Origin of the sequence: Prosthecobacter sp. (assembly GCF_044222565.1) — a bacterium.
Lineage (GTDB): Bacteria > Verrucomicrobiota > Verrucomicrobiia > Verrucomicrobiales > Verrucomicrobiaceae > Prosthecobacter.
Genome location: NZ_JBGANA010000014.1, coordinates 1 through 25125, shown reverse-complemented (window position 1 = coordinate 25125; position 25125 = coordinate 1). Strand labels below are relative to the sequence as shown.

General features: G+C 61.0%; 23 protein-coding genes. 14 read left to right on the top strand and 9 right to left on the bottom strand.

What is annotated here, in order from left to right; genetic code table 11:
- Window positions 1-46: 46 nt before the first annotated feature.
- The 3 genes from ACILSR_RS20025 to ACILSR_RS20015 all read right to left on the bottom strand — a co-directional run bounded on the left by ACILSR_RS20025 (window position 47) and on the right by ACILSR_RS20015 (window position 3649).
- The gene (locus tag ACILSR_RS20025; protein ID WP_395751569.1) at window positions 47-709 is read right to left on the bottom strand and encodes a hypothetical protein; all 663 of its coding nucleotides are present in this window, start codon (window positions 707-709) and stop codon (window positions 47-49) included.
- Between the two features lie 92 nt (window positions 710-801).
- A complete protein-coding gene (locus ACILSR_RS20020; RefSeq protein WP_395751568.1) occupies window positions 802-2223 on the bottom strand; it encodes a pectate lyase in 1422 nt (473 codons plus the stop codon).
- A gap of 25 nt (window positions 2224-2248) precedes the next feature.
- The gene (locus ACILSR_RS20015) at window positions 2249-3649 is read right to left on the bottom strand and encodes a DUF2851 family protein (protein WP_395751567.1); all 1401 of its coding nucleotides are present in this window, start codon (window positions 3647-3649) and stop codon (window positions 2249-2251) included.
- A 112-nt stretch (window positions 3650-3761) separates the two neighbouring features.
- On the opposite strand from ACILSR_RS20015, the gene ACILSR_RS20010 reads away from it, so the two are divergent.
- From ACILSR_RS20010 to ACILSR_RS19995, 4 genes are all read left to right on the top strand, one after another.
- Window positions 3762-5090, top strand: a complete 1329-nt coding sequence (locus ACILSR_RS20010; RefSeq protein ID WP_395751566.1) for a sensor histidine kinase — start codon at window positions 3762-3764, stop codon at window positions 5088-5090.
- Window positions 5091-5128: 38 nt separating this feature from the next.
- Window positions 5129-6556, top strand: a complete 1428-nt coding sequence (locus tag ACILSR_RS20005) for a sigma-54-dependent transcriptional regulator (protein ID WP_395751565.1) — start codon at window positions 5129-5131, stop codon at window positions 6554-6556.
- 275 nt (window positions 6557-6831) lie between these two features.
- Entirely contained in the window at window positions 6832-7008 is a 177-nt protein-coding gene (locus tag ACILSR_RS20000) for a hypothetical protein (RefSeq protein ID WP_395751564.1), read from the top strand.
- A gap of 259 nt (window positions 7009-7267) precedes the next feature.
- On the top strand, window positions 7268-7567 hold the full coding sequence (locus ACILSR_RS19995) for a hypothetical protein (protein ID WP_395751563.1): 300 nt from the start codon (window positions 7268-7270) through the stop codon (window positions 7565-7567).
- 90 nt (window positions 7568-7657) lie between these two features.
- On the opposite strand, the gene ACILSR_RS19990 is transcribed toward ACILSR_RS19995, so the two are convergent.
- The 3 genes from ACILSR_RS19990 to ACILSR_RS19980 are packed head-to-tail and all read right to left on the bottom strand — an operon-like array spanning window position 7658 to window position 9629.
- Window positions 7658-9007 carry a non-reducing end alpha-L-arabinofuranosidase family hydrolase gene (locus ACILSR_RS19990; RefSeq protein WP_395751562.1) on the bottom strand — a complete coding sequence of 450 codons (1350 nt, stop codon included), beginning with the start codon at window positions 9005-9007 and terminating at the stop codon, window positions 7658-7660.
- Window positions 9004-9528, bottom strand: coding sequence for an HAD-IA family hydrolase (locus tag ACILSR_RS19985; protein ID WP_395751561.1), 525 nt, complete (start codon window positions 9526-9528; stop codon window positions 9004-9006). The genes ACILSR_RS19990 and ACILSR_RS19985 overlap by 4 nt, the downstream gene beginning before the upstream one ends.
- Window positions 9447-9629: an HAD hydrolase-like protein gene (locus tag ACILSR_RS19980; RefSeq protein ID WP_395751560.1), complete on the bottom strand. Its 183-nt coding sequence runs from the start codon at window positions 9627-9629 to the stop codon at window positions 9447-9449. Before ACILSR_RS19980 ends, ACILSR_RS19985 begins: the two co-directional genes overlap by 82 nt.
- 122 nt (window positions 9630-9751) lie before the next feature.
- Between ACILSR_RS19980 and ACILSR_RS19975 the strand changes: the two genes are divergently transcribed.
- Both ACILSR_RS19975 and ACILSR_RS19970 read left to right on the top strand, forming a co-directional pair.
- Complete coding sequence (locus ACILSR_RS19975; RefSeq protein ID WP_395751559.1) at window positions 9752-10288, top strand: DUF1990 family protein; 537 nt, start codon at window positions 9752-9754, stop codon at window positions 10286-10288.
- A complete protein-coding gene (locus tag ACILSR_RS19970) occupies window positions 10285-11187 on the top strand; it encodes a YndJ family transporter (RefSeq protein WP_395751558.1) in 903 nt (300 codons plus the stop codon). Before ACILSR_RS19975 ends, ACILSR_RS19970 begins: the two co-directional genes overlap by 4 nt.
- A 112-nt stretch (window positions 11188-11299) precedes the next feature.
- Here ACILSR_RS19970 and ACILSR_RS19965 read toward each other — a convergent pair whose 3' ends face one another.
- A complete protein-coding gene (locus tag ACILSR_RS19965; RefSeq protein WP_395751557.1) occupies window positions 11300-13327 on the bottom strand; it encodes an FAD-dependent oxidoreductase in 2028 nt (675 codons plus the stop codon).
- Window positions 13328-13381: 54 nt separating this feature from the next.
- Window positions 13382-14401, bottom strand: a complete 1020-nt coding sequence (locus ACILSR_RS19960; RefSeq protein WP_395751556.1) for a potassium channel family protein — start codon at window positions 14399-14401, stop codon at window positions 13382-13384.
- 128 nt (window positions 14402-14529) lie between these two features.
- On the opposite strand from ACILSR_RS19960, the gene ACILSR_RS19955 reads away from it, so the two are divergent.
- Complete coding sequence (locus ACILSR_RS19955; RefSeq protein ID WP_395751555.1) at window positions 14530-15453, top strand: ThuA domain-containing protein; 924 nt, start codon at window positions 14530-14532, stop codon at window positions 15451-15453.
- A gap of 20 nt (window positions 15454-15473) precedes the next feature.
- On the top strand, window positions 15474-16688 hold the full coding sequence (locus ACILSR_RS19950) for an exo-alpha-sialidase (RefSeq protein ID WP_395751554.1): 1215 nt from the start codon (window positions 15474-15476) through the stop codon (window positions 16686-16688).
- Between the two features lies 1 nt (window position 16689).
- Here the strand turns inward: ACILSR_RS19950 and ACILSR_RS19945 are convergent, their stop codons facing one another.
- Window positions 16690-17139, bottom strand: a complete 450-nt coding sequence (locus ACILSR_RS19945) for a CBS domain-containing protein (RefSeq protein WP_395751553.1) — start codon at window positions 17137-17139, stop codon at window positions 16690-16692.
- Between the two features lie 143 nt (window positions 17140-17282).
- On the opposite strand from ACILSR_RS19945, the gene ACILSR_RS19940 reads away from it, so the two are divergent.
- The 6 genes from ACILSR_RS19940 (at window position 17283) to ACILSR_RS19915 (ending at window position 24844) form a co-directional block, all read left to right on the top strand.
- Window positions 17283-18626 (top strand): Gfo/Idh/MocA family oxidoreductase, encoded by a 1344-nt coding sequence (locus tag ACILSR_RS19940; RefSeq protein ID WP_395751552.1) that lies wholly within the window; start codon window positions 17283-17285, stop codon window positions 18624-18626.
- Window positions 18627-18700: 74 nt separating this feature from the next.
- On the top strand, window positions 18701-20089 hold the full coding sequence (locus ACILSR_RS19935; protein ID WP_395751551.1) for a hypothetical protein: 1389 nt from the start codon (window positions 18701-18703) through the stop codon (window positions 20087-20089).
- Entirely contained in the window at window positions 20086-21666 is a 1581-nt protein-coding gene (locus ACILSR_RS19930; RefSeq protein ID WP_395751550.1) for a M14 family zinc carboxypeptidase, read from the top strand. Before ACILSR_RS19935 ends, ACILSR_RS19930 begins: the two co-directional genes overlap by 4 nt.
- A 3-nt stretch (window positions 21667-21669) precedes the next feature.
- The gene (locus ACILSR_RS19925) at window positions 21670-22593 is read left to right on the top strand and encodes a dihydrodipicolinate synthase family protein (RefSeq protein ID WP_395751549.1); all 924 of its coding nucleotides are present in this window, start codon (window positions 21670-21672) and stop codon (window positions 22591-22593) included.
- A complete protein-coding gene (locus ACILSR_RS19920; RefSeq protein WP_395751548.1) occupies window positions 22590-23600 on the top strand; it encodes a D-2-hydroxyacid dehydrogenase in 1011 nt (336 codons plus the stop codon). Before ACILSR_RS19925 ends, ACILSR_RS19920 begins: the two co-directional genes overlap by 4 nt.
- Complete coding sequence (locus tag ACILSR_RS19915; RefSeq protein WP_395751547.1) at window positions 23597-24844, top strand: mandelate racemase/muconate lactonizing enzyme family protein; 1248 nt, start codon at window positions 23597-23599, stop codon at window positions 24842-24844. The genes ACILSR_RS19920 and ACILSR_RS19915 overlap by 4 nt, the downstream gene beginning before the upstream one ends.
- Window positions 24845-25125 lie beyond the last annotated feature (281 nt).

The following is a 25125-nucleotide window of genomic DNA, read 5'->3' as shown; positions in this document are numbered from 1 at the left end:
TGGATTGCGCGGCTAAAAATGATCGGTCGCAGTTCGCCGCCATTGGTTAGATTGTTTTTCTCCCACCTGCCATACTCTCTTTCTTCGGAAGGCGGTTCAGACTGCCGGCCACAAAGGCCCGATGACCTCCTCCAGCCTGATATCTTTCCCAGGCCCGGTCCCATGAGGTGTTGTGTGAATGGTAATTGTAATAAGCGATGCTTTTGTCACATAGCAGCCGATCTCCGCGCAGGACCACGAGGCTGTCATACCCGTAACACTGGCATTTCGCCCAGACATCCGTGGGCACCACCAGGTTCCGCCATTCGGGAACGTCTTGCCGGGTGATGGACATGTCTCGTTCTGGAGGCAGCACCTCGGTCAGGATGCCGTTCCAGTTGAAGGCATAATCTGCTCCCAGCGCCTCCAGTACATCCTGCTCCTTCAGGTGCAGGGCATATGCCCAAGTCATAGCCGTCGCTCGATCCGTCTCATGAAACAGACAAAAGTCTTCCAATAATCTGCACACAGGAGAGTGTCCTGCGGACCGCATGAATGAATCGCGCACAAGATTGTATGCTTCCAATGTGAAGGAGCCGTGGGCCAGAAAATCCGGCATGTCTTTGTGAATCGCCTTCACGCGGAAACACTCCTTCACCTCTGGCTTCAATGACGCATTCAAGAATTCAAACACCACATTCAGCGATGCAGTTGGGGAATTGTTCATCACAGAAGTCATATAAGAAGCCAGTCTTTCGCACCGCAAGAAGTTCGAAGCGGCGGATGATGCCTGGAGCTGTGAAACCTACGGATGGCAGGGCATTACTCCCCGCTCTTCTTCCGCGCTTCCAGATAGTGCGTCATGGCATTCATGTTTTTGACAAACTCACCGCAGTCGATCTGGTCGTCTTTGATCCAGCGCCCTTCACTGTCGAGCGATTCAGCGGCTCTTTTGGCCTTGGAGGCGGCGCCTTTGGCGCGGCTGGCCCACTCTTTCGGGGTCTGCGGCCCGGCGAGGTTTTGCTTCAATTCTTCACGACCTTTGGCCAGCTGCTTTTTGAAGGTGTCCAGCTTGCTCTGCTGGCTGGTCTTGAAGGAGTAATGCGTGGGAATGTTGCTGTCGTCATAGGTCAGCACGTAGGTGTCCTTGACGAAGAACAGCGGCTTGTTGGTCTGCAGTTCGTAGAAGCGCGCATGGCTGCCATCGGCCAGCTTGGAGCGCTCAAACCAGGAGAGCGCGGGCTGGATGGGGCGCAGGTATTTGTCATCTCCCGTCACCACCCAGAGCTGATGCAGCACCTCCATGGCGCCGAGACTTTCGTAGCCGGTGACGGATGGCGGCTCAAACTTGCGCGCCCAGACCGGGTGCATGTCGCGGTCATATTGCTGTGCCCACACGGGTTGCGGCTCGGGCATCTGCGCCAGCAGGAAGAACTCGCCGAGCTTCTTCAGGGCGGCAAGATAACGCTCGTCCTTTTCCAGGTCGTAGGCACGGAAGAGAACTCTGGCAATCTGCTGCAAATTGTCGTCATTCAGCGTGTAAAACCCGGTGTACTTCACGGCGGGGAAGGTGCGGCTCCAGGTTTCCGGATAGCTGGCTTTGACCACTGGAGCGCTGGCATCCGCCGGGCCGGTGAACTGCTGTGGCCATGCGCCGATGGGTGACTGCGCAGCGAGCAGACAATCAAAGGCAAACTTCGTGCAGCGCTTCAGTTCCGCATCGTCTTTGCATGCGGGCTCATGCACCATCTCCAGCAGGAAAAGCAGCGCGGACTCGGTCTTGTTGTCGTCCAGCGTGGAGGAGTTCCGGCGTTTGCCAGGCTCCTTGTCTCCGGCGTCGAGATCGCTCCGCAGATGGTATCGTTTCATCTTCTCCGGATCGAAATCAAAGTCGCTGTCCCATCCACCGGTGGCCAGCTGGCACTTGATCAGGGATTTGGCGGCGTCCTTGGCCGCAGTGAGGAAAACTTCATCACCGGTGGCCTGATAGGCCTTTAGCATCACCAGCCCCATCGTGGTGGTGCCGTGTGGCTGGATGGAGGTAAGCGTGGCTGATTTTCCGTGCTCGACCTCGCCGATCTTGCCCTCTTTGTCATAGGAGGAGGCATAGCCGCCCGCTCGCGCCAAATGCGTATGAGCATAGGTGACGGCTTTCTTCATGGCCGCCGTGATGGCAGCGGGATCCGGCAGCTCGGCGCTGAGGGCGAGCGACGACGAAAGAGCGAGGAGGAAAAGAGGGCGCATGGCAGGGAATGCGGAAACGTCCGGATCAGCTCCACTCCTTCAGCCTTTCCGGAAAGGGGCAGCTAGCGCAGGCGGAGTCATCTTCCAGACAGAAGTCTTCATAGATCTGCAGCAGCCCCTGCTGATGGTGCAGTTTTTTGCTGAAATCCCTCGCCTTGGCGTCGTCGCCAAACAGCCGCTGCACCGCCAGGCGCACCTTTTGATTGTCCAGAAGGGCGGGGAGCTCGAGATACTCGGCCCACAGCCGGGTGCGTTCCGGCACCAGCAGTGGGTAGGCCACATTGGCCAGCATCTCCTGCACCCGTGTTTCACCGATCAAGGCCACGGGCTTCTGCGCCGCTTCCGCCAGCAGCGTGTAATGAGTCGCCCAGAAATCATGATTGAGAGCCAGCAGGGATTCGCGCCAGGCGGCCTGGCTCCAGCGCGTGGCGTCTGCCAGCGGTGTGACGATGGCAGGCCAGGAGCCCAGCATGGCGGCCAGTGCCCCCAGGCGGCGCTGCGGGTGGTTTCCGGGGCGGATGGCGTTGAGCTTCCAGCGCAGCGCCTGGCGGTCATCCAGCCAGCGCTCCACGCCGCTGCGCAGCCGCCACCATTCGCTCCAGAGCTCGCGCAGGTAGCTGCGCGTGGCCGGCTCGGTGTCGTCACTGCGTATGCCTTCGAGAAAGCCGGAGATGCCAAACAGCCAGGCCTCGCGCCTCGCAGCATCCAGCTGCGTGATCTTTTTCACCGGCATCCGCTGCGCGAGAATTGCAAACGGCTGCTGGTTTTTGCGATAACCCAGCGTCTGCGCCAGCGCCTGATAGATCGCCTGCTCGCGGCCTTGGGCCGCCACGTTGCGGTGCAGCCGCTTTGACTTGAGATCGAGGCGGTGCTGCGCGGCGGATTCAATGATGGACTGCACCCTCGCGGCCTCCATTTCTCGCAGAGGCGTCGCGCAGCGCCCCAGCCGTGCCGGCGCCAGGTTGTGCTTAGGCTTGATGCCCTCCGGCAGCATGTCGGCGCGCAGCAGCACCTGAGGCACCGCATGGTGCGCGCTCGTGCGGGTGTAGAAGCGCTCCTCCGGCGTGTGCAAAAACAAGTGCAGCACCACACGGTTGAAGTTCTCATTCGCCCCATGCGCATGCCGTTCCCAGTCACGGGCATCGGGGTCCAGCTCGATGTCCCCGCGCTGCGTCTGGCCATCGATCACGACGGCGCAGTGGTTGAAGTCCGGGCCTGCGCCCGAATTCCACACGCCGAAATCAGCGATCCGTACCGCTTTGCCATCCGTGGTGGTGAACTCACTGCCAAACGCTCCGGCAAACCACAGGCTCTGCAGTTCCATCTCCGTCATCGGTTCGGCAAATCCTGGCAGCACTTCGGCCACCCCGGCAAACACGGAATCGCGAAAGCGTGCATACTGGTCGGCAAGCGGGAGCGGCGTCATGGCAGGACCGGCACCAAGGCGGGTCTGGCATGAAATGCCACCGGATTTATGATTTCGTGCGCGGCGCGGTCTGAAAGTGTGAATCCGGCTGCATCCTGTGCGTTATTGCTGCATGACGACTTCCACCTGGAGACAAGCTGCCATCGCACTGGCGCTGTGCCTTCTGGTGGCGGTCGCGTGCCTGGCCGTGCTGGTGGTGGTGCGGCTGCACGAAGTGGAGCAGCTGCGCGTACTCGCGCATGAGGAGCAGGAAATCGGCCTGCGCTTTCATCGCGATGGCGCAGCCATGGTGCTGGACCTCCACAGCGCCGCGCTGCGACTGGGAGACGGCGAGGTCAATGTGGGCAAGCAGGACCAATACGCGGTGCTCTTTGCCCGCAATGAGTCCTTTTTCCGCCACCCGCCGGTGTCCCTGACGGGCGCCGAAGCCACCTCTCTCGAAGAAGTGCAGAAGGATCTGCGCATCTACGGCGAGCAGGTGCAGACCTGGCTGGCGCTGCCAGACAAAGAACGGCTCGCGGGCGTGATGCGCGCGGATGAGCCTTTCCGGGAAATGCTGAGAGATTTGCAGTCCCTGCGCGATGCCTGCGGCGCCCGCCTGCTGGACCGCGTGACTGAAATGCGGGACTCCATGCACGAGATGCAGTGGCAGGTGGTGACTGCGGCGGCGGTCATGGCACCGCTTCTGGGCGTGCTGCTGTGGCTGATCCATCGCGGCTGGTTCCAGCCGCTGCAGGAGCAGGCGGCCCAGGCGGAGCATGCCAGGACCGCTCGCGATGAAATGGCCTCCCTCAGCAGCCTCGCCGCCGGGCTGGCCCATGAGATCCGCAACCCCGTAGGTGCGCTGAAAAACCGCGCCTACGCCCTCGGCCTCCTGGTGGATGCCGAACTCCAGCCCAAAGTGGCGGCACAGGTGAGCAGCATGAACCGCGAGCTGGACCGTGTGGAGCACATCGTGGGAGATTTCCTCATCTACGCCCGTCCTTCCGAACCGCGCATCGTCACCTGCTCGCTGGCGGAGCTGGTGGACACCTTTCACCACGACCACCAGGCGGAGATGCAGCAGCGCGGGGTGCGCTTTGAACTCGGCGTCGTGGAAGAGACAAGCTTCCATGCTGACCCCGAGCTGCTTCGGCAGGCACTTCTAAATCTGGTGCGCAATGCCACGGACGCCTGCGGCGGTCGCGCCGACGGTTTGGTTCTGCTGGAGGCGCTGGCGCTGGAGCGCCGCATCGTGCTGGCCGTCACGGACAATGGCCCCGGCGTGCCGGAAGATCTGCAGGAGCGCCTGTTCAAACCTTTTGCCACGCTCAAGCGCGGCGGCACCGGGCTGGGTCTGAGCATCAGCCGCGGCATTGCCCGTCGGCACCAGGGCGATTTGGTATTGGTCTCCACCTCGCCGGAGGGCACGCGCTTTGAGATCCGGCTGCCGCGCATTTGAGGTGCTTGCAAGAAGTTGCAGGCGGCGCACCATGCCGCATGTCTGAACACAGCGCCCGGCTGCTGCTGATCGATGATGACGACGACTTCGCCTCGTCGCTTCTCACCGTGCTGGAAACCAGCGGTCATCAGGTGCGTCGTGCCAGCGATGGCACCACCGGCGTGCAGATGGCCATGACCGAGCCGTTTGACCTGGTGATCAGTGACTTCCGCATGCCCGGAATCGGCGGCATGGATGTGCTGCAGCAGCTCCACGCGGCAAAACCGCGCCTGCCGGTGATTTTGATGACGGCATTCAGCACCACCGAGCGCGCCATCGAGTCGATGAAAGCCGGCGCGTTTGACTACCTGCTTAAACCTTTTGATCCACCCGAGATGCTGCGTGTGGTGGAGCGCGCGCTGCACATGTCCTCCGCCGCTGCGCGTCCCGTGCCGCTGCGCGAAGGGGAGGCGGGGAAGGCTGCGCTCATCGGTCGCAGCCGCGCCATGCAGGAAGTCTTCAAGCAGCTGGGCAGCTATGCGGCCACCCCCGTGCCTGTGCTGATTTTGGGAGAGACAGGCACAGGCAAAGAGCTGGTGGCCCGCGCGCTGCACCTGCACAGCAGCCGCGCCGGGCAGCCCTTCATCGCTGTGAACTGCGCGGCAATTCCGGAGAACCTCATCGAAAGCGAGCTCTTCGGGCATGAGAAAGGCTCCTTCACCCATGCTGTGTCGCGGCGTGCGGGGCGCTTCGAGCAGGCGCAGGGCGGCACCCTGTTTCTGGATGAGATCGGCGACATCCCGCCGCCGGTGCAGGCAAAGCTGCTGCGCGTGCTGCAGGAGCGCCGCGTCAGCCGTGTGGGCGGCAGTCAGGAGATCGAGCTGGATGTGCGCGTCATCACCGCCACGCATCGCGACCTCTCCGCCATGATCAAAAAAGGGGAATTTCGCGAAGACCTGCTCTACCGCCTGAACGGTGCCGTACTGCGCCTGCCGCCGCTGCGGGAGCGCACGGAAGACATCACGCCACTGACCCGCCATTTCCTCGCCAAGGTGGCGGCCCAGCTTGGCATCGCCGAACCCGCCATCGAGCGCGAGGCCATGGAACTGCTCAAGCAACACCCCTGGCCTGGCAACGTGCGTGAGCTGGAAAATGCGGCCCGCACTCTTCTTATCGAGGCGCGCGGCTTTCCCATCTCGGCGGAAATGGTGTGCGCCTTGATGAAAGAGCCGGCACCGGCGGAGTCGCATGGGCGGACGGTCACGCAGCTGGTGGAGTCCTGCCTTCATTCCGCGCAGGCCGGCACGCTGCCCGGCGGCGCGCTGAATGCGGCGATGGAGGCGCTGGAGCAGACGCTCTACGCCAGCGCCCTGCGACTCGCCGCCGGAAATCAAAGCCAGGTGGCCGAATGGCTCGGTGTCTCCCGCGTCACGGTGCGTGAGAAGCTGGACCGTTATGACCTTCTTCCCAAGCGGGCCAAAAAGTAGCCCCCGGTTGGTCTGGGGGGGGAACGCTTTGGAAGTTTACACCGGGTGCTTTGAAACTTTACAACCCGGCAACAAATCGAAGTGGTCGCGAGATGCCTGAAAAATTCTGGAGCCCAGCAAAATCAAGGCCTCCAGCGTGTGGCAGTGCGGCTGGCATGGAACTGGCAATAACAGATGAGGCAATCTAGGAACGCTTCGCCGCATCAACCAACGCATAGGGCCGTCTCCCGGATGAGATCCAGATCCAACCAACCCAACCAAAGACAATACCAGCCATGAAAACGAAACTCTTGCTCGCCGCTTTGCTGGCCTCCGTTGCTGTCGCACAGGCCACTCCTGCAATGTCCACCCCGAAAGGAAGAACGCCCGGCTCATCCCAGCGCTCCGCAGGACGCAAAGTTGCCAGCGGCCCGTTCCTGAACCATCCGGACTCCGCCCCTGGACCTCATTAAGAGGAAGAGGAAAGCTCGGCCGGAGTTGTGTCCGGCGCGTTGACACTGCTCATGGGCGGTGCAGCGCCGAAGAGGGCCGCCGCCGCGAGGTGGCGGCCTCATTCTTTTCGCCCCCATAGGGTCCAAACGCGAGGCGTTGCAACGCGGTTGATCCTTGCTACCTTCACCCACGAATTTTAGGAACATCGCCCTGCAAAACCATCGGCGCATGGCTGTTTTCTGAATGAAATTCACCTCCCAACCCACGATCATCACAGCCATGAAAACGAAGCTCATGTTCGCCACTCTGCTTGCCTTTGCCGCCATCGCCCAAGCAGGTCCGCCCATCTCCCCGGCGAAGATCAAAAAGCCTCTGCACATCAGCCAGATCAAGAGCATCTTCCCCCAGGCCCCGCCCAGCGCTCCGGTGCAGCCCGCTCCTGCAGGCGGCGCGGCCACCACGACCACCGGCGCAGCCGCTTCCAGCGCTGCTGCTCCCGTCGCCGAGCCCAAGATCAGCAAGCGGGCAAAGCTCAGAACCTTCCTCAATCATCCGATAACCGCTCCAGGACCGCACTGAGGGGCGCCGCAGGCCGGCTGAGATTTCCATTCATCCCATGAGACCGCCGCTGCGAAAGCGGCGGCTTTTTTTCGGCACGGCAGAAGTGGGCTATGGCCGCGAGCGAAAAGGATCTTCCGAAATTTTGTCTGCCTTGGGAGCCAGCATCACGCGATGTCTAAAAATGGTCAGGCGCAGGCCGGACTGCCGGGCCACCTCTTCAAGGGCGTCTCGAAAAGAGATGTTTTCGGCATTCAGGGAGATCTTTGCCGCGGTGGCTTTGTCATCACACCTCACCACGAGATTCACCCCTCCCATTTGTTCTCCTGCGGCAGTGTGCATGTCGCGGCATTTGATTCCCAGGTAGGAGACGGCATCTCCGACATCTTCATTTTCGAAGAGTAGTTTTGGAAAAATCGTGCGGTTCAACGCCTGCTCCGTAGCGCTCGGTTGGAAATCAAGAATCCCGATCCGCCACGGAATGCTGCCATACTTCTTGGCCTTGTAGCCTTCATCATCCACGCCCTGAAAAACGAAGCGGAGGTTCGCGGGATCGACTTCCAGCATCTCGTCATTCTCGCTGCGGATGAGTTCGCCGTGGCTGATGCTCGTGGTCCAAGTCCACCTTTGCGAGACGTTTGCAGCAGAGGCGAAAGGGTGCTCGCGGGTGGCGGCCAGCGGCTTCCATGGACCTTCAAGTTTGTTCGCCAGCCAGGCTTTGTAGTAGCGCTGCCCGGGTGCCATGGCCTCGATGAGGGTCAGGTATTGCTCGCGGCCTTTGAGCTTGTAGGTGTGGGAGGCTTCAAAGAGTTCGTCCTTCGTGTCTTTGAGCAGGAGTTCGGGTTTGGACCAGCCGAGTGGGAAGCTTGCCTTCGTCGTCTCGCGCCGCCAGAAGTGGCCGTCATCACTGGTGTAAAAGAGGTGCGCCTTGGTGGCGTCGCAGATCACCCAGAAGTCGATCCACCGGATCTTGTCGCCGCCTTCCGGCAGCGTGTCGATCATGGGCTGCGGTTTCGTCCAGGACTTCGGATCGCCCAGCGTGGAGGTGGTGGAGAAAAACGGCCCCATCTTCGGCGCACGGCGTTCATCCGCCAGCTGGTAGATGAGATACCACTTCTGGTGAGGCGTGAAGTAGAACACCTGCGGCGCGCAGTGATACTGATCGTGGAAATCCAGCGTGTGGCGCGTGGCCTTGCCCGCATCCTTCCAGTCGGCAAAGCTGAGGTACTGCATGTCCACCTTGCCGGAGGCACGCCGGTGCGTGGCAAACAAATGCCACTTCCCCTCATGAAATACCATGGTCGGGTCTTTCAGCGCCACATCCGGGTCCGCGGCATCCGTCGCGGGGCCGATCAGCGGCGGCGTGCTCTCCCACTGAAATTCTCCCGTGCCCAGCCATGCTGGATCAGCCGCATGCAGCGTGCCGATAAGACAGAGGGCGAAGATGGCAGAAAGCTTCATAACACGAGTTCACTGAGCGAGACATGCGCCAGGGACTCGACCTGCTTCAACGCACCTGAGAAGTCCAGGTGCCGCGTCATAGGTCCGGGTGCCACGATGCAGCGGATGCCGGCGGCCACCGCAGCGCGGAGGCCATTAAGAGAGTCCTCAAAGATGACGGCCTCTTCAGGCGCGACGCCGAGATTTTCCGCCGCATGCAAAAACAGGCTGGGATCAGGCTTCACCTTTCCCGTGTCATCCACGGTGGAGATGTGGTGAAAATGATGGCGCAGGCCGAGCTGCTCCATCCACGAGTCGATCCACACGCGCGGGCTGCTGCTGGCAATGGCGATGCGCAGTCCGAGCGCGGCCGCTTCCTGCAGACGGTCCGCCACACCGGGCAGCAGCGTCAGATGCTTGCGCAGTTCACCCTCCCGGGCCTTGCGTTCGAGTTCCACGGCTACCCAGTCAAAATCGCGACCCGTGAGCTGCTCAAGGTCACGCTTGGGATCATAGGCGCCGGTGAGGAAGTCGGTGCCCACCGCCTGCTGAAGATTTCTCTCCAGGTGTGGTAACCGGTGCTTTCAGTGTCAACGATGAGGCCGTCGAAGTCGAAGATGACGGCGCGAATGGGTGGGGGCATGCGCATGGATGGCCGAAAGTGTCGCAAGATGCAAAAGATTCGAAAACCGTGAAAACTGACCGCGCACTTTTTGTGCAAATTCGCTTCGTCTGCTCTCCAGGACATGGCAGCGTGCGGGCACGATGCTCAGCCTGAAACGCCCCGCCCCCGAAGACCTGCACCGACTGCTGGAGTCATGGAAAAATGAGCCGCTAAGTTACACGCCGCCGTTTGAGGGTGGCTTCATTGCCGATGAGCATGAAGTGAGGCTGGGCAGTGGGGAGCAAGTTTATCGTGCCGCCTGCGAAGCCTTGGACGCATGGGTCATGTTTCCCACTTGGGCGGAAGTGGACCGCTTGGAAGTGAAGGGCCAGCAGCCCGGCCAGATCGTCGCCATGGTCACGCGCATCTGCGGCCTGTGGTGGGCGAACCCCTGCCGCATCCTGCGGCGCTGTGACTCCGAGCATTCGCACGGCTTTGTGTACGGCACGCTGCCGCAGCATGCCGAGTGCGGCGAGGAGCAGTTCGTCATCGAGCGCAGGCCGGATGGCAGCGTCTGGTATGCCATCCGCGCATTTTCACACCCGCATCATTGGATGGCCTGGCTCGGCTTTCCGCTGGCCCGCTGGTGGCAATGCCGGTTTGTGCGGGATTCTCAACGGAGAATGAAGGCGCTATGAACCGGTATGCCTATGCGCTTCAATCCTGGATCAAACCGCTGGTCTGGGCTGCGGCGGTGTTGGCGCTGGCGTTTGACGATTTTGTCTTTGTGGAGGCACTGCTTCTTTTCTCGGCGCTGATGCTGATGCCCCTTTGGTATGGAACGAAAACCTGGCGGCACAGGCTGGAATACGCGGCTGCAGTAGTGATGGCAGGGTCGTTCTTGCTCAAGCCCGGCGTTGGGTCGGCCCTGTGTGCGCTGCCGTGGCTGGCGATGCGCGTCTATGCGCTGAAAGAGGTGTCGGCAAAGTGGCGCACCCTAGGAGTTCCTTCGGCGGGCGCTGCTTGCGAGCAAATGGCGGTGGTCTTCCCCGCCATCGGTGCCGCATGGCTGGTGGCCAATCGCGCCAACTGGACACCCTGGGGCTTCGATCCGCTGATCGTGCTGCTAACTGCTGCACATTTTCATCATGCAGGATTCACGCTGCCGCTGATGGCGGGCCTGAATGCCAAAGCGAAGCCGGGATGCTGGACGCGCTTTTCATGTGTGGCGATTCTGCTCGGTGTTCCTCTGGTCGCCATGGGCATCACTTGCACCCACTCCGGGGTGTGGAAATTCGTAGAACCATTTGGCGTAGTCGTGTTGGTGCTTGGAGCGTTGGGCGTGGCCCTTTCGCAAATGCGACGAGGGCTGGAGAGAAAGCATTCGGCGATGCCACGCCTCGGCTTCGTCATTTCAGGCGTATCTCTCCTGGCCGCCATGCTCCTCGCGCTCGGTTTTGGCCTGCGTTATGTGCTGCCAGACTTCGCCCTGACGATGCCGCAGATGTGGAAGATCCACGGGACGCTGAACGCCTTCGGCTTTGGCCTGTGCGGGATTCTGGCCTGGCGCAAAGTTCAGCCAATAAAGCCCTGCTGAGCGTCTCGGTGTAGCGCGGAGCCGGAGCGAAGCGGAGACAGCCGAAGGCAATTCCGATTCCGCGACGGTGCCGACTCGGTATCGGAATACCGAGCTACATCAAGCCTTCGAATTACCCTTCCCTCGCCCCCTTCAGCAAATCAAACAGCGTGATCATTCCCAGCAGCTTCTTCTCAGCGTCCACCACCACCGCCTTGCTCACACCACTGCGCATCAGCGTGCCAACGAGTACGGGCACGGGAGTGTCGGCGCTGATGCAGAAGGGCTTGGTCAGAGGCAGGGTCTGCAGCTTGTCCACGCAGGTGAGGCCGTGGTTTTTCAGCCACTCGTAGGCCACCGAACGGCGCAGCAGGCCGATGACGCAGCCGTTTGCGGTGACGGGATAGGTGCTGTGCGGATGCGCCTGGAATTCGGCCACGGCATCCTGCACGGTGACGCTGGAATCGAGGGAGGCGATGTTCTTTGTCATCACATCGGCGGCGCAGCACTGGCGGGTGGCTTCGGGGATCATGTTCACCGTCTGCTGGATTTCCTCCGGAAGGTGATATTGCTGCGCGGTGCCACGAAAGAGCGCATCAAGTGACCCGATGCTTCTGGCGAGGGTCTTGAAGGTCTCGCCATCGATGGCCACGAGTTCGCTGGATTCGGTGGCCTGCGCGTCGAAGCGCCAGATGCCGTCGCTCAGCAGGGCGCGCTCGCCGAAATGCTCGCCTGGGCCGGCGGCTTTGACGATCTGACCCTGCGCATCGGTGATGTTGACGTTGCCTTTCTTGACGGCGTAGAGGGATTGCGCCGGTTCACCCGCATGGAAAAGAGAATCGCCCGGTTCGAGATGCATTTCGCCGAGCGGTGAGGAAAAGCTGGGCGTGAGGAGGTTGATGTCGCGCGGGAAGAACAGTTCAAAGGTCCACTCCGTCATGACGCGCAGCTTGCGGTCAAAGCCGGGAAGCTTCATGAGGTAGATGCTGCGCCACATGAACCAGGCGATGATGCCGGAGAAGCGCATGCCAAACACCTGTGCGACCGCCTTGCGATGGCCGATGGTGGCCAGCTCTCCAAGACCCGTGAAGCGGAACGGCTTCAACGCGTGCCCGAGGAGCGTGGCGGCAATGTTTTTGGCCACCAGCGCGCCCTGCCGCATGGCAAACTGGGCGGTCTCAGGACAGTTCCCGCCATCGGCTTTGGGAAACACGGCGCAATCACCGGCAGACCACACATTGGTCAGGCCTTTGACCTGGCCGGTGGGTTCGACGACGACCTTTCCTTTCTCCACTGGAAGGGCACCCTTGGCACCCAAAGCGGTAATCTGCGGGTGGGGCGCATTGCCCACGGTGCAGACCACCAGCGTGGCGGAAAGGCTGGTGCCGTCTCCCAGCTGCACCGTGCGTGCGGTGACGGCGCGTACGCGGCTTTTGAAGAGGATCTTCACGCCCATCTCGGTGAGGCACTTGCCGGTGTAGGTGCCGAGGCTGTCGCTCAGCATGCCCAGCAGGCGCTCGCCGCTGTGGATAAGCGTGACGCTGGGCTCATCCGGCTCGATGTTTTCATAAAAACGACGCGCACCGACGATCAAATCCTGAATCTGACCTGCGGTCTCCACGCCTGAGTAACCACCGCCGACGATGACGAAGGAGAGCAGTTCCTTGCGCAGCTTGGCGCTGGTGATGAGGTTGGCCTCCTCCATGCGGCTGATGATGGCGGCGCGCAGTTTCATGGCATCGCCCACGGTGCGCATGAGGTAGGCGTGCTCCGCCATGCCGGGAATGCGGCTGAGGTCCACCCCGGCGCCGGGGGCCAGCATGATGTGTTCAAAGCCCACCGTAACCTGCGGCGTGAACATCCCGCCATTCAGCGTGATGATGCGGTTTTCCAGATCAATGTGCGTCACCTCGCCCTTCAGCACCTCGGCCTCCTGGCAGATCATGCGAATGGGATTGACCACATGCTGCGGCGAGAGGGAACCTCCGGCGACCTCCGGCAGCATCGGCTGGAAAACCATGTGGTTTTCACTGGCGATGATGGCCACCGTCATGCCCGAGATTTCCCGCGTCAGCTGCACCAGCTCCCGCGCGCAATAGACTCCTGCAAACCCTCCGCCGATGATGGCTACCTTGAAAATACGGTCGGGTTGCTTGGACATAGTCCGCATTCCGGACGCAGGCAGCGAGCCAGCTTGAGGGAAAAATGCGTCGTCTCAGGTCCGCTCACGCCTCAGGACGCGCTTCATCACCACCAATGCGTCTCCGGGCATGAGCATGGCGCTGGGGCTGGGGTTCATGTCGGTGGCTCCTTCCTTGCGCAGGATGGCCACGATCAGCATGCGGCCGCTGAGGCCATCTTCGATTTCGTTGACGCGTTTGTGCACCCAGGGCGAGTCCGCGCGGATCTCGATTTCCTCCATGTCGAGCCCCAGTTCCGTGAGGTGGTGGTCCAGATCGACACCGGCCTTCGTCTTGCCGCCGATCAGGTCCCGCGTGTTCGGGTGCAGGATCAGGTGGGCGATGCGGTCCGCGCCGATGTGCGCGGGCAGAACGACACGATTTGCGCCAGCCTGCAGCAGTTTGCGCTCCGTGGAAGGAACCTCGCCACGCGCGATGATCTGGATCTTGGGGTTCATGTTGCGCGCGCTGAGCGTGATGAAGACATTGGCCGCGTCGTTTGGCAGCACCGTGGCCAGAACCCGCGCACGGCTGATGCCAGCATGCTTCAGCACGGACTCGTCGGTGGCCTCTCCCTGCAACGTGAGGAAGCCCGCATCCCGCACTTCCGCCACGCGGTCAGTCGCCTGATCGACAATGACAAAGGGGATGCCGCCCGCCTGCAGCTGGGTGGCGATCATGCGCCCGATGCGGCCGTAGCCGCAGATGATGGCGTGGTTGTTGAGTTTTTCGATTTCGTTTTCCATGCGTTTGCCTCCCAAAGCTCGTTGAATCTGCGCCTCCGTCAGCCACTGCACCAGCGTACCAGTGACGAAAATGATGCCGGTGCAGCCGAAGAGAATCAGCGTTACTGTCCAGGCCCGCAGCCAGGGATCGGTGATGGGCACCACCTCACCATAGCCCACGCTGAAGGCGGTGATGACGACCATGTAGAAGGCATCACTCCACGACCAGCCCGCCAGGCGGTAGCCTACGGTAAAGACCGCCATGACCAGGCCGACGAAGGCAAAGGCATACAGAACATTTGTCTGCGGGCGGCTTTTGGAAATGGACATGGGCTGGGGTAAAGGAAACTAGTAGCGAAAGGCGTGCCAGATCCCGTGCGGACCCAGAAGATCAGCGGAGCTTCCTGAAATGCCGCGTGCGTTTGGGGCGTTTGCTTGCCACGTTCCTACCCCAATCTATGAAGCAACTGCTCACCGGCCTTCTGGTCTTCTCACTCATCGGCTCCGCATTTTCGGCGGACAAGAAAAACATCGTAATGATCGCTGGGAAGCCCTCCCACGGCCCGGCGCAGCACGAGCACAATGCGGGCATCCAGCTTTTGAAAAAGTGCCTGGAGCAGAACACGGCGGACGCGGTGGACATCAAGTTCCACCTGAACGGCGAGTGGCCCTCCCAGGAGGAGCTTTCGGCTGCGGACACCGTCGTCATCTACTCAGACGGCGGTGGCGGACATCCAGCCCTGCAGGGCGATCGACTGGCACAGCTGGACAAGGAAATGAAGCGCGGCTGCGGATTCCTGACCCTGCACTACGCAGTGGAGCCCACCATTGAGAAGGGTGGCAAGGAATTCATCGACTGGATGGGCGGCTGTTTCGAGATCAACTGGAGCGTGAACCCGCACTGGGATGCCAACTTCAAGGAACTGCCGGTGCACCCCATCAGCTCCGGGGTGAAGCCCTTTGGCACCAATGACGAATGGTACTTCTACATGCGCTTCCGCCCAAACATGCAGGGCGTGACCCCCATTCTGAGCGATGTGGCCCCTGATTCCACCATGAGCCGCCCTGACGGCGCACACAGCGGAAATCCAGCTGTGCGCGAGTCCGTGAAAAACAAGGAAAAGCAGCACGTGGCCTGGGCCTGCGAGCGCGCCGATGGCGGCCGCGGCTTTGGCTTCACCGGCGGCCACTACCACAAAGGCTGGGCGAATGACGACCAGCGCAAGCTGGTGCTGAACGCCATTCTCTGGACCGCGAAGGCGAAGATCCCTGAAGGCGGCGTGGCCTCGGCCGTGACGGAAGAAGACATGAAGGCGAATCTGGATCCAAAGCCCGGCCAGGGCCTGCCAGAGAAGCCCAAGCCTGCACCGAAGGCGAAGTAACTTTTTTGCCGTCAGATTCCATGAAACGCCGTCATTTTCTCCGACAGGGTACGGCGGGCATGCTGGCCGCCAGTCTGGCCTCCGGGCAATCAGTGTCTCCGCTGATCGCCTCGGTGGAAAAGATCACGCTCAAGCGCGGGCGTGATGGCAGCGGGCCGTCGTGGTTCCATCCGCGGCCCTGCCTCATGCCGTCCAAAGACGGGCCGGTGGTGCTGATGACAATGCAGGAGATCCGCGGCTCGGACTTTTTTATGCCGGTGCACTGGATGGAGTCGCGCGATCTGGGCAAAACGTGGTCGGAGCCGCAGCCCATTCCGGCACTGGGACGTGACCCCACCACGGACGGACGTGGCGAGGAAGGTGTCTGCGACGTGGTGCCGCAATACCACGCAAAAAGCGGCACCGTGCTGGCACTGGGGCATAATGTGTTCTACCGCGGCCCCAGGTTTGAGCGCGAGCAGCCGCCGCGCTGCCCGGTGTATGCAGTCTATAAAAACGGCCAGTGGTCCGGACGGAAACGACTGGCATGGGATGATCCTCGTGGTGCAACAATCTACACCAACAACTGCGGTCAGCGCGAGGTGCTAGAGGACGGCAGCATCGCCTTTGTGATGTCTTTTGGCGCTCAGCAGACGGGCCGCTCCGCCGCAGGCGTACGCTGCTCGTTTGATGGAGAGACGCTGGCCATTCAAAAAGTGGGCCGTGAAATGAAACACGCGAAAGGGCGCGGACTGCTGGAGCCGTCGCTGGTGCGGTATCGCGGGAAGTCTTATGTGACGCTGCGGGCCGAGGACAATCGCGGTTACGTGGCGGCAAGTGATGACGGGCTGGACTTTGAAGAGAAGCAGCCCTGGTGCTGGGAGGATGGTACGCCGCTGGAAATGAGCACCACACAGCAGCACTGGCTGCCGCACAGCGAGGCGCTGCACCTCGTTTATACGCGCAAGGATGCCAGTAATCTCAACGTCATTCGCTGGCGTTCTCCCCTTTTCATGGCGCAGGTGGATCTGAAAACGCTGCGCCTCATCCGGGAGACCGAGCGCGTGGTGCTGCCTCTGGAAGGAGACGGCATCAAGGCGCCTGATGAGGTGCCGCTGATGGGGAATTTCCAAACCACGAACATCTCGCCGGAGGAGTCGTGGGTGACCGATGGTGGCATGCTGCCGAAGTACGGCTTCAAAGGTGACCTGCTGCTGGGAAAGATTCGCTGGAGCCGGCCCAACACTCTGGTCTGAATCAGGCGGAGTAGCCGCCCGAGATGTAGGCGTTCAGCTGCTCGATGGTCATGCGCTGGGTGGCGATGGTCCATTTCACCAGGTCGCCAATCGACACAATGCCGAGCAGTTCGTCCCCATCCACCACGGGCAGGTGGCGGATGCGGTGCTCGGTGATGATTTCCAGGCAGTGGGAGACGGTTTGATCCGGCCCCACGGTGACCACGTCACGCACCATAATTTCGCTTACTGGCGTTGCTTTCGAGGATTTGCCATGCAGCGCCACTTTGCTCATGTAGTCGCGTTCGGAAATGATGCCGACCAGCTTGGTGCCTTCCACCACGGGGAGCGCACCGATGTTTTTCTCCGCCATCATCTGAATGGCCTGATAGACAGTGGCGGCGGGACCGATGGTCCAGATATCCCGGCCTTTGTGCTCCAGCAGGGTTTTGGCGGCGGTAGGAATGTCCATGGCGTTGGTGTTATTGGTCATTTTCTGAAATTGGATTCTCATAAGCAAGCTTCGTTTTCCCGCCCGGTCTGGCCGGGGGAAAAGCGGGATTCAGTGCAGCTTGGTGCTTGAGAATGACCTTCCGTGCCGTTTCATGCGTTGCCATGAGCACCCAACCCACGCCTCTCTCCCGCCGCCGCTTTGTCGGCGCCGCCGGCCTCGTCGCCGGCAGCATGATCACCCGTCCGCTGTTTGGACAGAATGCCCCCAGCAACAAGCTCAACGTCGCCCTCATCGGCGTGTGGGGCCGCGGACTGGCGCACTACGACTCCATCTCGGAGGAAAATGTGGTGGCGCTGTGCGACATCAATGAAGCACGCTTCCCGGATGCTCTGAAGCGCTTCCCCAATGCCACGACTTACATTGACTGGCGCAAGTGCCTGGACCACAAGGGTCTGGACGCCGTGGTCGTCTGCACGCCGGACCATACGCATGCGTTCATCGCCAACTGGGCGCTGAAGCGGAACCTGCACTGCTACTGCGAGAAGCCGCTGGCCATCACGGTGAATGAAGCACGCACCGTGCGCGCCACCTGGGAAACCAAGAAGGGCAAGCTTGCGACGCAGGTGGGCATGCAGCGCCATGCGAACCCGAATTTCAACCGTGTGCGCGAACTGATCCGTGATGGCGCCATCGGGGAGCTGAAGGCCGCCTATGCCTGGGGCAACCGCCAGATTCCGAAGCCCGGCTACTTCCCCGAGGAAGGTCAGCCGCCTGCGGGATTCCACTACGACCTGTGGCTTGGCCCCTCGCCTTTCCACCCCTACAATCCGGCCTACTTCTCCGGCGGAGCCGGCGCCAACTGCCTCTCCTGGAACATGTTCTGGGACTTCGGTGCAGGACAGATCGGCGACATGGGCAGCCACACGATGGACCTGCTGTGGAACGCCGTGGACGGCGGACTGCCAACCTCCGCCGAGGCCAAGGGAGACGCCTACAACTCCGATGTGACGCCGGTGAAATGCGAGTCCCACTTTGAACTGCCTGCGAACGACTGGCGCGGACCCATCACCGTGGCCTGGTATCAGGGCGGCGCGATGCCAAGCTCACCGAAACCACAGATCGACCTGACCAAGATCAGCCACGGAGCGATGTTCAAAGGCACGAAGGGCTTCCTCATTGCCGACTTCGACTCACGCCTCATCCTCCCTTACGGGAACGACGCGGACATGAGCTACTACAAGCCACGCAAGAAGGAAGACATGCTGCCGGACCTCGGCCACTTCCAGAAGCAGTGGTTTGACGCCTGCCGTGACCCCAGCAAGCCCACCGCGTGCAATTTTGGCTACAGCGCGGACATGATCGAGATGATGCTCCTCGGTCTGGTGGCCTATCGCACGGGCAAGAAGATCCAGTACGATGGCAAGACCGGCACCAGCCCGGACACGCCGGAAGCGAACGCCTTCATGAAGAAGGAATATCGCGACGGCTGGAACATCGACGGCTGATTTGAGCAGGACAGCGCATATAAGCGCATTGACGGGAGAGAACGGTCAAAGCGACACGTTTTCTCCCGTCTTCTATGCCGACTCTCAACTCATTGTGCGCATGGTTTTGTCTCACCCTCAGCCTTGGTGCGGCGGAGCGGGAGCTGTTTGTGGACGAGCACATCATCGACCGCATGGAGGGTGCGGCTTTGAAACTGCACAAGCCGGAGGCGCATGATGTGGCGCTGAGTTGCACGGAGTTGTGGGAAGGAAACACTTCAGGCTACTTCACGCTGTTTCAGGATGGTGATCTTTTCCGCTGCTACTACCGCGGCTCTCATCATGGTGAGGAGGGCGGAAGGCCCAGCCAGCCCGGAGTGACCTGCTATGCGGAGAGCCGTGACGGCATCACCTGGGTGAAGCCGAAGCTGGGGCTGGTGGAGTTTAACGGATCGAAGGAGAACAACATCATCCGCATGGGAGAGGGTTGCTCCAACTTTGCGCCGTTCAAGGATGCCAATCCGAACTGCCCACCTGAAGCGCGCTATAAGGCCCTGGCGAGCACTGGAGATGAAAAGACGCGCAAGCTGAAGCCGAGCCTGCAAGCCTACCAGTCGGCTGATGGGCTGCACTGGACGCGCATGCGGGAGGAGCCGGTGATTACAGCGGGGTCGTTTGATTCGCAGAACACGGCTTTCTACGATGCGGAACGTGGAGAATATCGGGCGTACTGGCGCTACTTCACCGGGGGCTATACGGATGAGCGGGGGTGGAAGCCGAAGGGAGTGCGGGCGATTCGGACGGCGACTTCGAAGGATTTCCTGCACTGGGAGAATCAGAAGGATCTGGCCTATGGGAAGGATGCGCCCGAGGTGCAGCTGTACACGAATGCGGTGCGACCGTATGCGCGGGCACCGCAGCTAATGTTCGGATTTCCAACGCGTTACCAGCCGAAACATTCGCAAGTGGAGCCGGTGTTTATGAGCAGCCGGGACGGGGTGAACTTCAAGCGGTGGGAGGAGCCGCTGATTCCAATTACGGCGCCGAAGGACAGAGACTGGAACCGGAGCAACTACATGACGTGTGGGGTGCTGCAACTTCCTGGAAGGGAGCGGGAGCTGTCCGTTTATGCGAGCGAGGCTTACTACCAGGGGCCGGGAAGCAGGATCCGCCGGTTCACGTTTCGAGTGGACGGTTGTGTGTCGGTTTCGGCAAAAGATGGGGTGGTGGTGACGAAGCCTTTGACTTTTGATGGAAGCAAGCTGGTGCTGAATTTGATCAGTCGGGGAGAGACGCGGGTGGAGGTGTTGGATGTGGAGGGGAAGGTGATACCGGGATTCGCGGCGGGTGATTGCAAACCGATCCAGGGCGACCACATCAACCATGAGGTGGTGTGGAAGGGTGGGAGTCTTGCCGGGAAGAAGGTGTGGCTGCGATTTGAACTGAAGGATGCTGATCTCTTTGCGCTGCAATTTGTACCATGAAACTGATCTTTGCTTTTCTAATGCTGCCATTGCTCTGCTGTGCCGAACCAGTGTGGATGGAGAAGATTCACCGGATCACGTTTGAGGAGTATGATGCGACGCTGAGGTACTGGGCGGAGCAGAATCCGGGTTTGTTCACGCTGCAAAAGCGTGGGGAGTCGCATGAGGGGCAGCCGGTGTATCTGGTGAAGATCACGGATGCGAGTGTATCGGATGAAGACAAGCAGGTGGCGCTGGTGTCTGCGCTGCATGGCGGGCCGGAGAGATCTGGGACGACGACGACGCTGAAGCTGATCGAGTGGCTGCTGGGAGATTCTGAGATGGCGAAGGAGACGCGGCAGAAGCAGGTGGTGCTGATCGTGCCGATTGCGAATCCGTATGCGTTTTTCACGACGGATCGTTTTAACAACAAGGAGAAGATCGACCTGTATGATTCACAGATTGGCTACTGGGATCTGCCGAAGCTGAAGCTGGCGGTGCCGAAGCGGACGCCGGAGCTGAGCGCGTTTCTTGGGATTGTGGACGAGTTCCAGCCGGATGTGCATCTGGACCTGCATGGGACGGGACTGCAGGCGTTTCCAGACGACAAGATGGGCGACCGCACGATGCTGAAGGGACAAACGATGTTTGAGGTTTCAGCGTGTTCGTATTCGAACTGCGGGGTGAGGCCGTGGGACCCGCGGGTGACGGAGGCGATGGTGAAAGCGGGGCAGGATGCAGGGTATGGTTCTGACCGGGCGGAGGCAGATGCGCAGCGCTGTTTTTACAATCCGGATCATGATGTGTTTCGCAGCCGGCTGTGGAATGCGCCGAGGCCGCAGCGCTTCCGGACCATGTTCTATGGCTACATGAAATATCATACCATGATCTCGACGACAGAGATCGGGTGGGAGGAGAGCGGGGTGGCGAGGGTGTGCGGGATTCTGGCGCTGGGAAACAAGCCATGGGTGAGCGAGAAGTTTTCGGGGTATCCGGTGACGCGGGTGCGGGCGCGGGCGGGGCGTTTTGTGACGGCCTACGGCGAGACGGCCACGCAGCGGCGTGAGAGCCGGGCAGAGCTGTGGAATCGCCAGCCGACTTTTGCGGATGGCATGATGTATCCGGAGTATGACGGGCGGGCGACTTATGTGTGCGCGGTGACGCCGAAAGGCCTTGCGGCGCTGGACAATGATCCGGCGAAGTTTGTAGCGAACCTGAGAGAGCTGCCCGGTGTGGATGCGGATGCGATCGAGAAATTTGTCAAAGCGGGACCGGAGTATGAGTTCACGTCTGATCCGCGTGAGGCGACGAAGGGTGAGCCGATTCAAAAGGGAATCGGGTTTCGGCTGCGTATTCCCTACAAGTCGCCGACGCTGCGGGATGTGGCGGTGAACGGGCACACGCTGAAGGAGAGCGCGACGGATGGCTACCAGGCATGGTTTGCGGATGGGTACACTCAGGTGCAGATCAACCTGCCGCCGGAGAAGACGAAGGCGGCGGATCTTTTCGTGGTGACCTGCGCCTACAACGGGAATGAGAAGCGCAGCTATGGGTGGGAGCCGCCTGCGGCGGTGATGGAGAAGCTGAAGAGCAAGTGAGCCATGAGCACCGCCAAACGATACCGATCCTGCATCCTGGCCACGTGCTGTGTGCCATGGAATGAGTGCTTCGAGTTTGAGGAGGAGATTTTTCGGAGATCGGTGCGGCATCAGATTGAGAGCGGCATTCGTGATCTCTATATCTTTGGCACGGCGGGGGAGGGGTATGCGGTGACGGAGTCGCAGTTTGATGAGGTGACGAATGTGTTTTTGGATGAGACGAAGGGGGATGGGGTGCAGGGGATGGTGGGACTGATCAGCCAGTCGCTGCCGACCGTCATTGAGCGGATTGAGCGGGCAATGGAGATGGGAGCGACGCGGTTTCAGATCAGCCTGCCGAGCTGGGGAGTTTTGAATGATGCGGAGATGCAGACCTTTTTTCGGGAGACCTGCGGGCGTTTTCCGAAGGCGGAATTTTTGCACTACAACCTGATGCGCACGGGGCGCATCATCACGGGGACGGAGTATGGCCGGCTGGCGGGGAAGTTTCCCAACCTGGTGGCGACGAAGAACAGCACGGCGGATGAGGCGCGGCTGAAGAGCTTGTTTGCGGATGCGCCGCAGCTTCAGCACTTCATCACGGAGGCGGGTTTTGCGAAGGCGGCGCTGATGAGTGAGTGTGGCTTTTTGATTTCGTTTACCTCAACGAATTTTGCGCGGGCGAGGGAGTATTTTCACGCGGGGCGAGATCGGGATGCAGCCAAGATTGAAGCCATCGCCGCGGACTTTGGAGGGCTCATTGATGCCTTCAAAGAAGCGGTGGGCAGCAGTGCGCATATGGATGGTGCGTATGACAAGCTGTTCTGCCGCATTCATGATCCGGAGTTTCCGCTGCGGCTGCTGCCGCCATACGAGGGGGTGAGCGAGGAGTGGTTTGGCCATTATCTTGGGCTGCTGCGAAAACATCAACCAAGCTGGCTGCCATGAAACCGCTCTGCCTTACAACCGGGCTGCCGTTTATGGAAGCCGCGCCGGGCGCGGAACCGGTGATCGATGAATTGGAGGTGCGGGTGCTGCGGGGACTTGCTGCGGGAGACGCGTGGCCGGAAGAGGAGGCGGAACGGGTGGAGGTGATGTTTGCCGCGCAGCCGCCGCCGAATCTGGTGGCGTTTAAAAATCTGAAGTGGCTTCAAATTGAGTCGGCGGGTTATTCGCATTTGTTTCCGCATCGGCTGGGCGAGCGTGGGGTCATGGTGACGAATGCGCGGGGGATTTTTGACTGCCCGATCGCGGAATGGAATCTCGCGATGATGATCAATCTGGTGCGGGATCTGCGCACGCTGATCCGGCATCAGGATGCGGCGATCTGGGAGCGGTCGGCGCAGTTTACGGGTGAGATTCGAGGGAAGACGGTGGGCATCTGGGGCTATGGAGGCATTGGCAGGGAGACTGCGCGGCTGGCGAAGGCCTTTGGCATGAGGGTGCATGCGCTGACGCGTTCGGGGGTGAAGTCGCGCGCGGATTCGACCTGCATCGAAGGCACGGGCGATCCGGATGGTTCGCTGCCGGACCGGTATTTTACCGAGCAGGAGAAAACGGCGTTTTTGAGCGGGATTGATTTTCTTGTGCTGGCGATGCCGCTGACGAAGAAGACGGATGGCATCGTGGGCGAGGTGGAACTGCGGACGTTGAGGAAGGGGAGCTTTGTGCTGAATCCTGCGCGGGGGCCGCTGATTCAGCAGGAGGCGCTGCTGGCGGTGCTGCGGGACGGGCATCTGGGAGGCGCGGCGCTGGACACGCATTATCAGTATCCGCTGCCGGCTGAGCATCCGCTGTGGCGCTTTCCGCAGGTGATTCTGACGCCGCATATTTCGGGGACTTCGTTTTCGCCGCATTACAGCAGGGATCTGCTGAACATTTTTCGGCAGAATGCGCGGCGCTATGCTGCGGGTGAAGCGCTGCTGAACATCATTCCACCTGACGACCTCCAATGAAAATCACCGCTGTTCGCACCCTGCTGACCACCGCGCCGCAGCGGGACATTTTCATGAAGTCGCGTGTGCGACGTTCGGCGGCGCTGATCCTGATCGAGACAGATACGGAGCTGACGGGTCTGGGAGAAACGTATGCGGGCTACTTTGTGCCGGAGATGGTGCCGGAGATCGTGAAGTTTTATGAGCCGATCCTGGTGGGGCAGTCGCCGCTGGAGGTGGATGTGCTGAGCCGGCGGATGTTTACGGCGGGGAAGTTTTGGGCACGGGTGGGGCTGGGCTCCATCGTGCTGAGCGGGATTGAGTCTGCACTTTTGGATCTGAAGGGGAAGGCGCTGGGGGTGCCGGTGTATGAGCTGCTGGGCGGTCGGTGCCATGAGACGCTGCCGTGCTACGCGACGGGTGGCACGAGTCCGCATGATCGCGGTGAGCTGGAGGGCAAGGTGGCGCAGTATCTGAGCCTAGGCTTTCACGCGGTGAAGCTGGGCGCGGGATTGTACCGGCCGGGGCATCCCATCCTGGCCTCGCGCACGGCGCAGGAGGCGAGGGATGTGGAGGTGAGCAAGGTGGAGTTTTTGAGGGAGCGTTTTGGTGACACGTTTCAGCTGAATCTGGATGCTCACATGGATTTTCTGGGTGAGGCGGATCACATCTGGAATTTGCCCACGGCGCAGTTTGTGCTGCAGGCGCTGGAGGCGTATCCCATCGGGTTTTTTGAAGAGGCTCTGCCTTATACGGACATGCGGGCGTATGGTGAGCTGCGGCGCTCGACGACGATTCCGGTGGCGGGTGGTGAAACGCTGACGAGTCTGGAAGAGTGGCGCGACTGGCTGGAGCACAAGCCGTTTGCGCTGGCGCAGCTGGATGCGTCGTTCATGGGAGGGATGATGAACTTCATCAAGATCGCGCGGCTTTGTGAATTGCAGGGAGTGTCTATCGCGACGCATGCGTGGTCGGCCACGCCGGGTGTGGCGGCGAATCTGCATGCGGCGTTTGCGAGCCGGAACACGGCGGTGTGCGAGATGGCGGCGTATAATCCGACGCGGCCGGAGCTGAACACGCACATCGTTGCGCCGCTGCTGACGGATTTGTGGATTGAGCCGCCGGTGATTGAGAACGGGCGTGTGCGGCTGGCGGATACGCCGGGGCTGGGAGTGCGGCTGCCGGAGGCGTTTTTGGAGAGGTATCCGTTTGAGCCAGGGAGCGGGGAGTTTAGCTCGGTGACGGGGAAGGTGCTGCGGCCGTGAGGTGGGGGACGGTGATCAGTAGTCAGTAGTCGGTGAGCGGTGAGCGGTGGAGTGGTGGAGTGGTGGAGTGGTGGAGTGGTGGACGGGCGGGCTGTGGGACGCGCGAGGTGTGTTGGCCTGCGGAAAGCGGTAGCTGCGTTCATCCCGGATACCGAAGTTAAAAGAAGCATCGTTTGGAGCTGAGAGCGTGGTTACTTGGAGTTGCGACACAAAAAGCACCCGACGACCATGCACCAAACGATGCAGGGGACATTGCACCCCGTTTTCAACTCCCGCCAGCT

Excerpts from the sequence above, each read along its gene's own strand:
- ACILSR_RS20020 (WP_395751568.1), bottom strand. The coding sequence starts at position 2,223 with ATGCGCCCTCTTTTCCTCCTCGCTCTTTCGTCGTCGCTCGCCCTCAGC.
- ACILSR_RS20015 (WP_395751567.1), bottom strand. The coding sequence starts at position 3,649 with ATGACGCCGCTCCCGCTTGCCGACCAGTATGCACGCTTTCGCGATTCC.
- ACILSR_RS20010 (WP_395751566.1), top strand. The coding sequence starts at position 3,762 with ATGACGACTTCCACCTGGAGACAAGCTGCCATCGCACTGGCGCTGTGC.
- ACILSR_RS20005 (WP_395751565.1), top strand. The coding sequence starts at position 5,129 with ATGTCTGAACACAGCGCCCGGCTGCTGCTGATCGATGATGACGACGAC.
- ACILSR_RS20000 (WP_395751564.1), top strand. The coding sequence starts at position 6,832 with ATGAAAACGAAACTCTTGCTCGCCGCTTTGCTGGCCTCCGTTGCTGTC.
- ACILSR_RS19995 (WP_395751563.1), top strand. The coding sequence starts at position 7,268 with ATGAAAACGAAGCTCATGTTCGCCACTCTGCTTGCCTTTGCCGCCATC.
- ACILSR_RS19990 (WP_395751562.1), bottom strand. The coding sequence starts at position 9,007 with ATGAAGCTTTCTGCCATCTTCGCCCTCTGTCTTATCGGCACGCTGCAT.
- ACILSR_RS19980 (WP_395751560.1), bottom strand. The coding sequence starts at position 9,629 with ATGCCCCCACCCATTCGCGCCGTCATCTTCGACTTCGACGGCCTCATC.
- ACILSR_RS19975 (WP_395751559.1), top strand. The coding sequence starts at position 9,752 with ATGCTCAGCCTGAAACGCCCCGCCCCCGAAGACCTGCACCGACTGCTG.
- ACILSR_RS19970 (WP_395751558.1), top strand. The coding sequence starts at position 10,285 with ATGAACCGGTATGCCTATGCGCTTCAATCCTGGATCAAACCGCTGGTC.
- ACILSR_RS19965 (WP_395751557.1), bottom strand. The coding sequence starts at position 13,327 with ATGTCCAAGCAACCCGACCGTATTTTCAAGGTAGCCATCATCGGCGGA.
- ACILSR_RS19960 (WP_395751556.1), bottom strand. The coding sequence starts at position 14,401 with ATGTCCATTTCCAAAAGCCGCCCGCAGACAAATGTTCTGTATGCCTTT.
- ACILSR_RS19955 (WP_395751555.1), top strand. The coding sequence starts at position 14,530 with ATGAAGCAACTGCTCACCGGCCTTCTGGTCTTCTCACTCATCGGCTCC.
- ACILSR_RS19950 (WP_395751554.1), top strand. The coding sequence starts at position 15,474 with ATGAAACGCCGTCATTTTCTCCGACAGGGTACGGCGGGCATGCTGGCC.
- ACILSR_RS19945 (WP_395751553.1), bottom strand. The coding sequence starts at position 17,139 with ATGGACATTCCTACCGCCGCCAAAACCCTGCTGGAGCACAAAGGCCGG.
- ACILSR_RS19940 (WP_395751552.1), top strand. The coding sequence starts at position 17,283 with ATGAGCACCCAACCCACGCCTCTCTCCCGCCGCCGCTTTGTCGGCGCC.
- ACILSR_RS19935 (WP_395751551.1), top strand. The coding sequence starts at position 18,701 with ATGCCGACTCTCAACTCATTGTGCGCATGGTTTTGTCTCACCCTCAGC.
- ACILSR_RS19930 (WP_395751550.1), top strand. The coding sequence starts at position 20,086 with ATGAAACTGATCTTTGCTTTTCTAATGCTGCCATTGCTCTGCTGTGCC.
- ACILSR_RS19925 (WP_395751549.1), top strand. The coding sequence starts at position 21,670 with ATGAGCACCGCCAAACGATACCGATCCTGCATCCTGGCCACGTGCTGT.
- ACILSR_RS19920 (WP_395751548.1), top strand. The coding sequence starts at position 22,590 with ATGAAACCGCTCTGCCTTACAACCGGGCTGCCGTTTATGGAAGCCGCG.
- ACILSR_RS19915 (WP_395751547.1), top strand. The coding sequence starts at position 23,597 with ATGAAAATCACCGCTGTTCGCACCCTGCTGACCACCGCGCCGCAGCGG.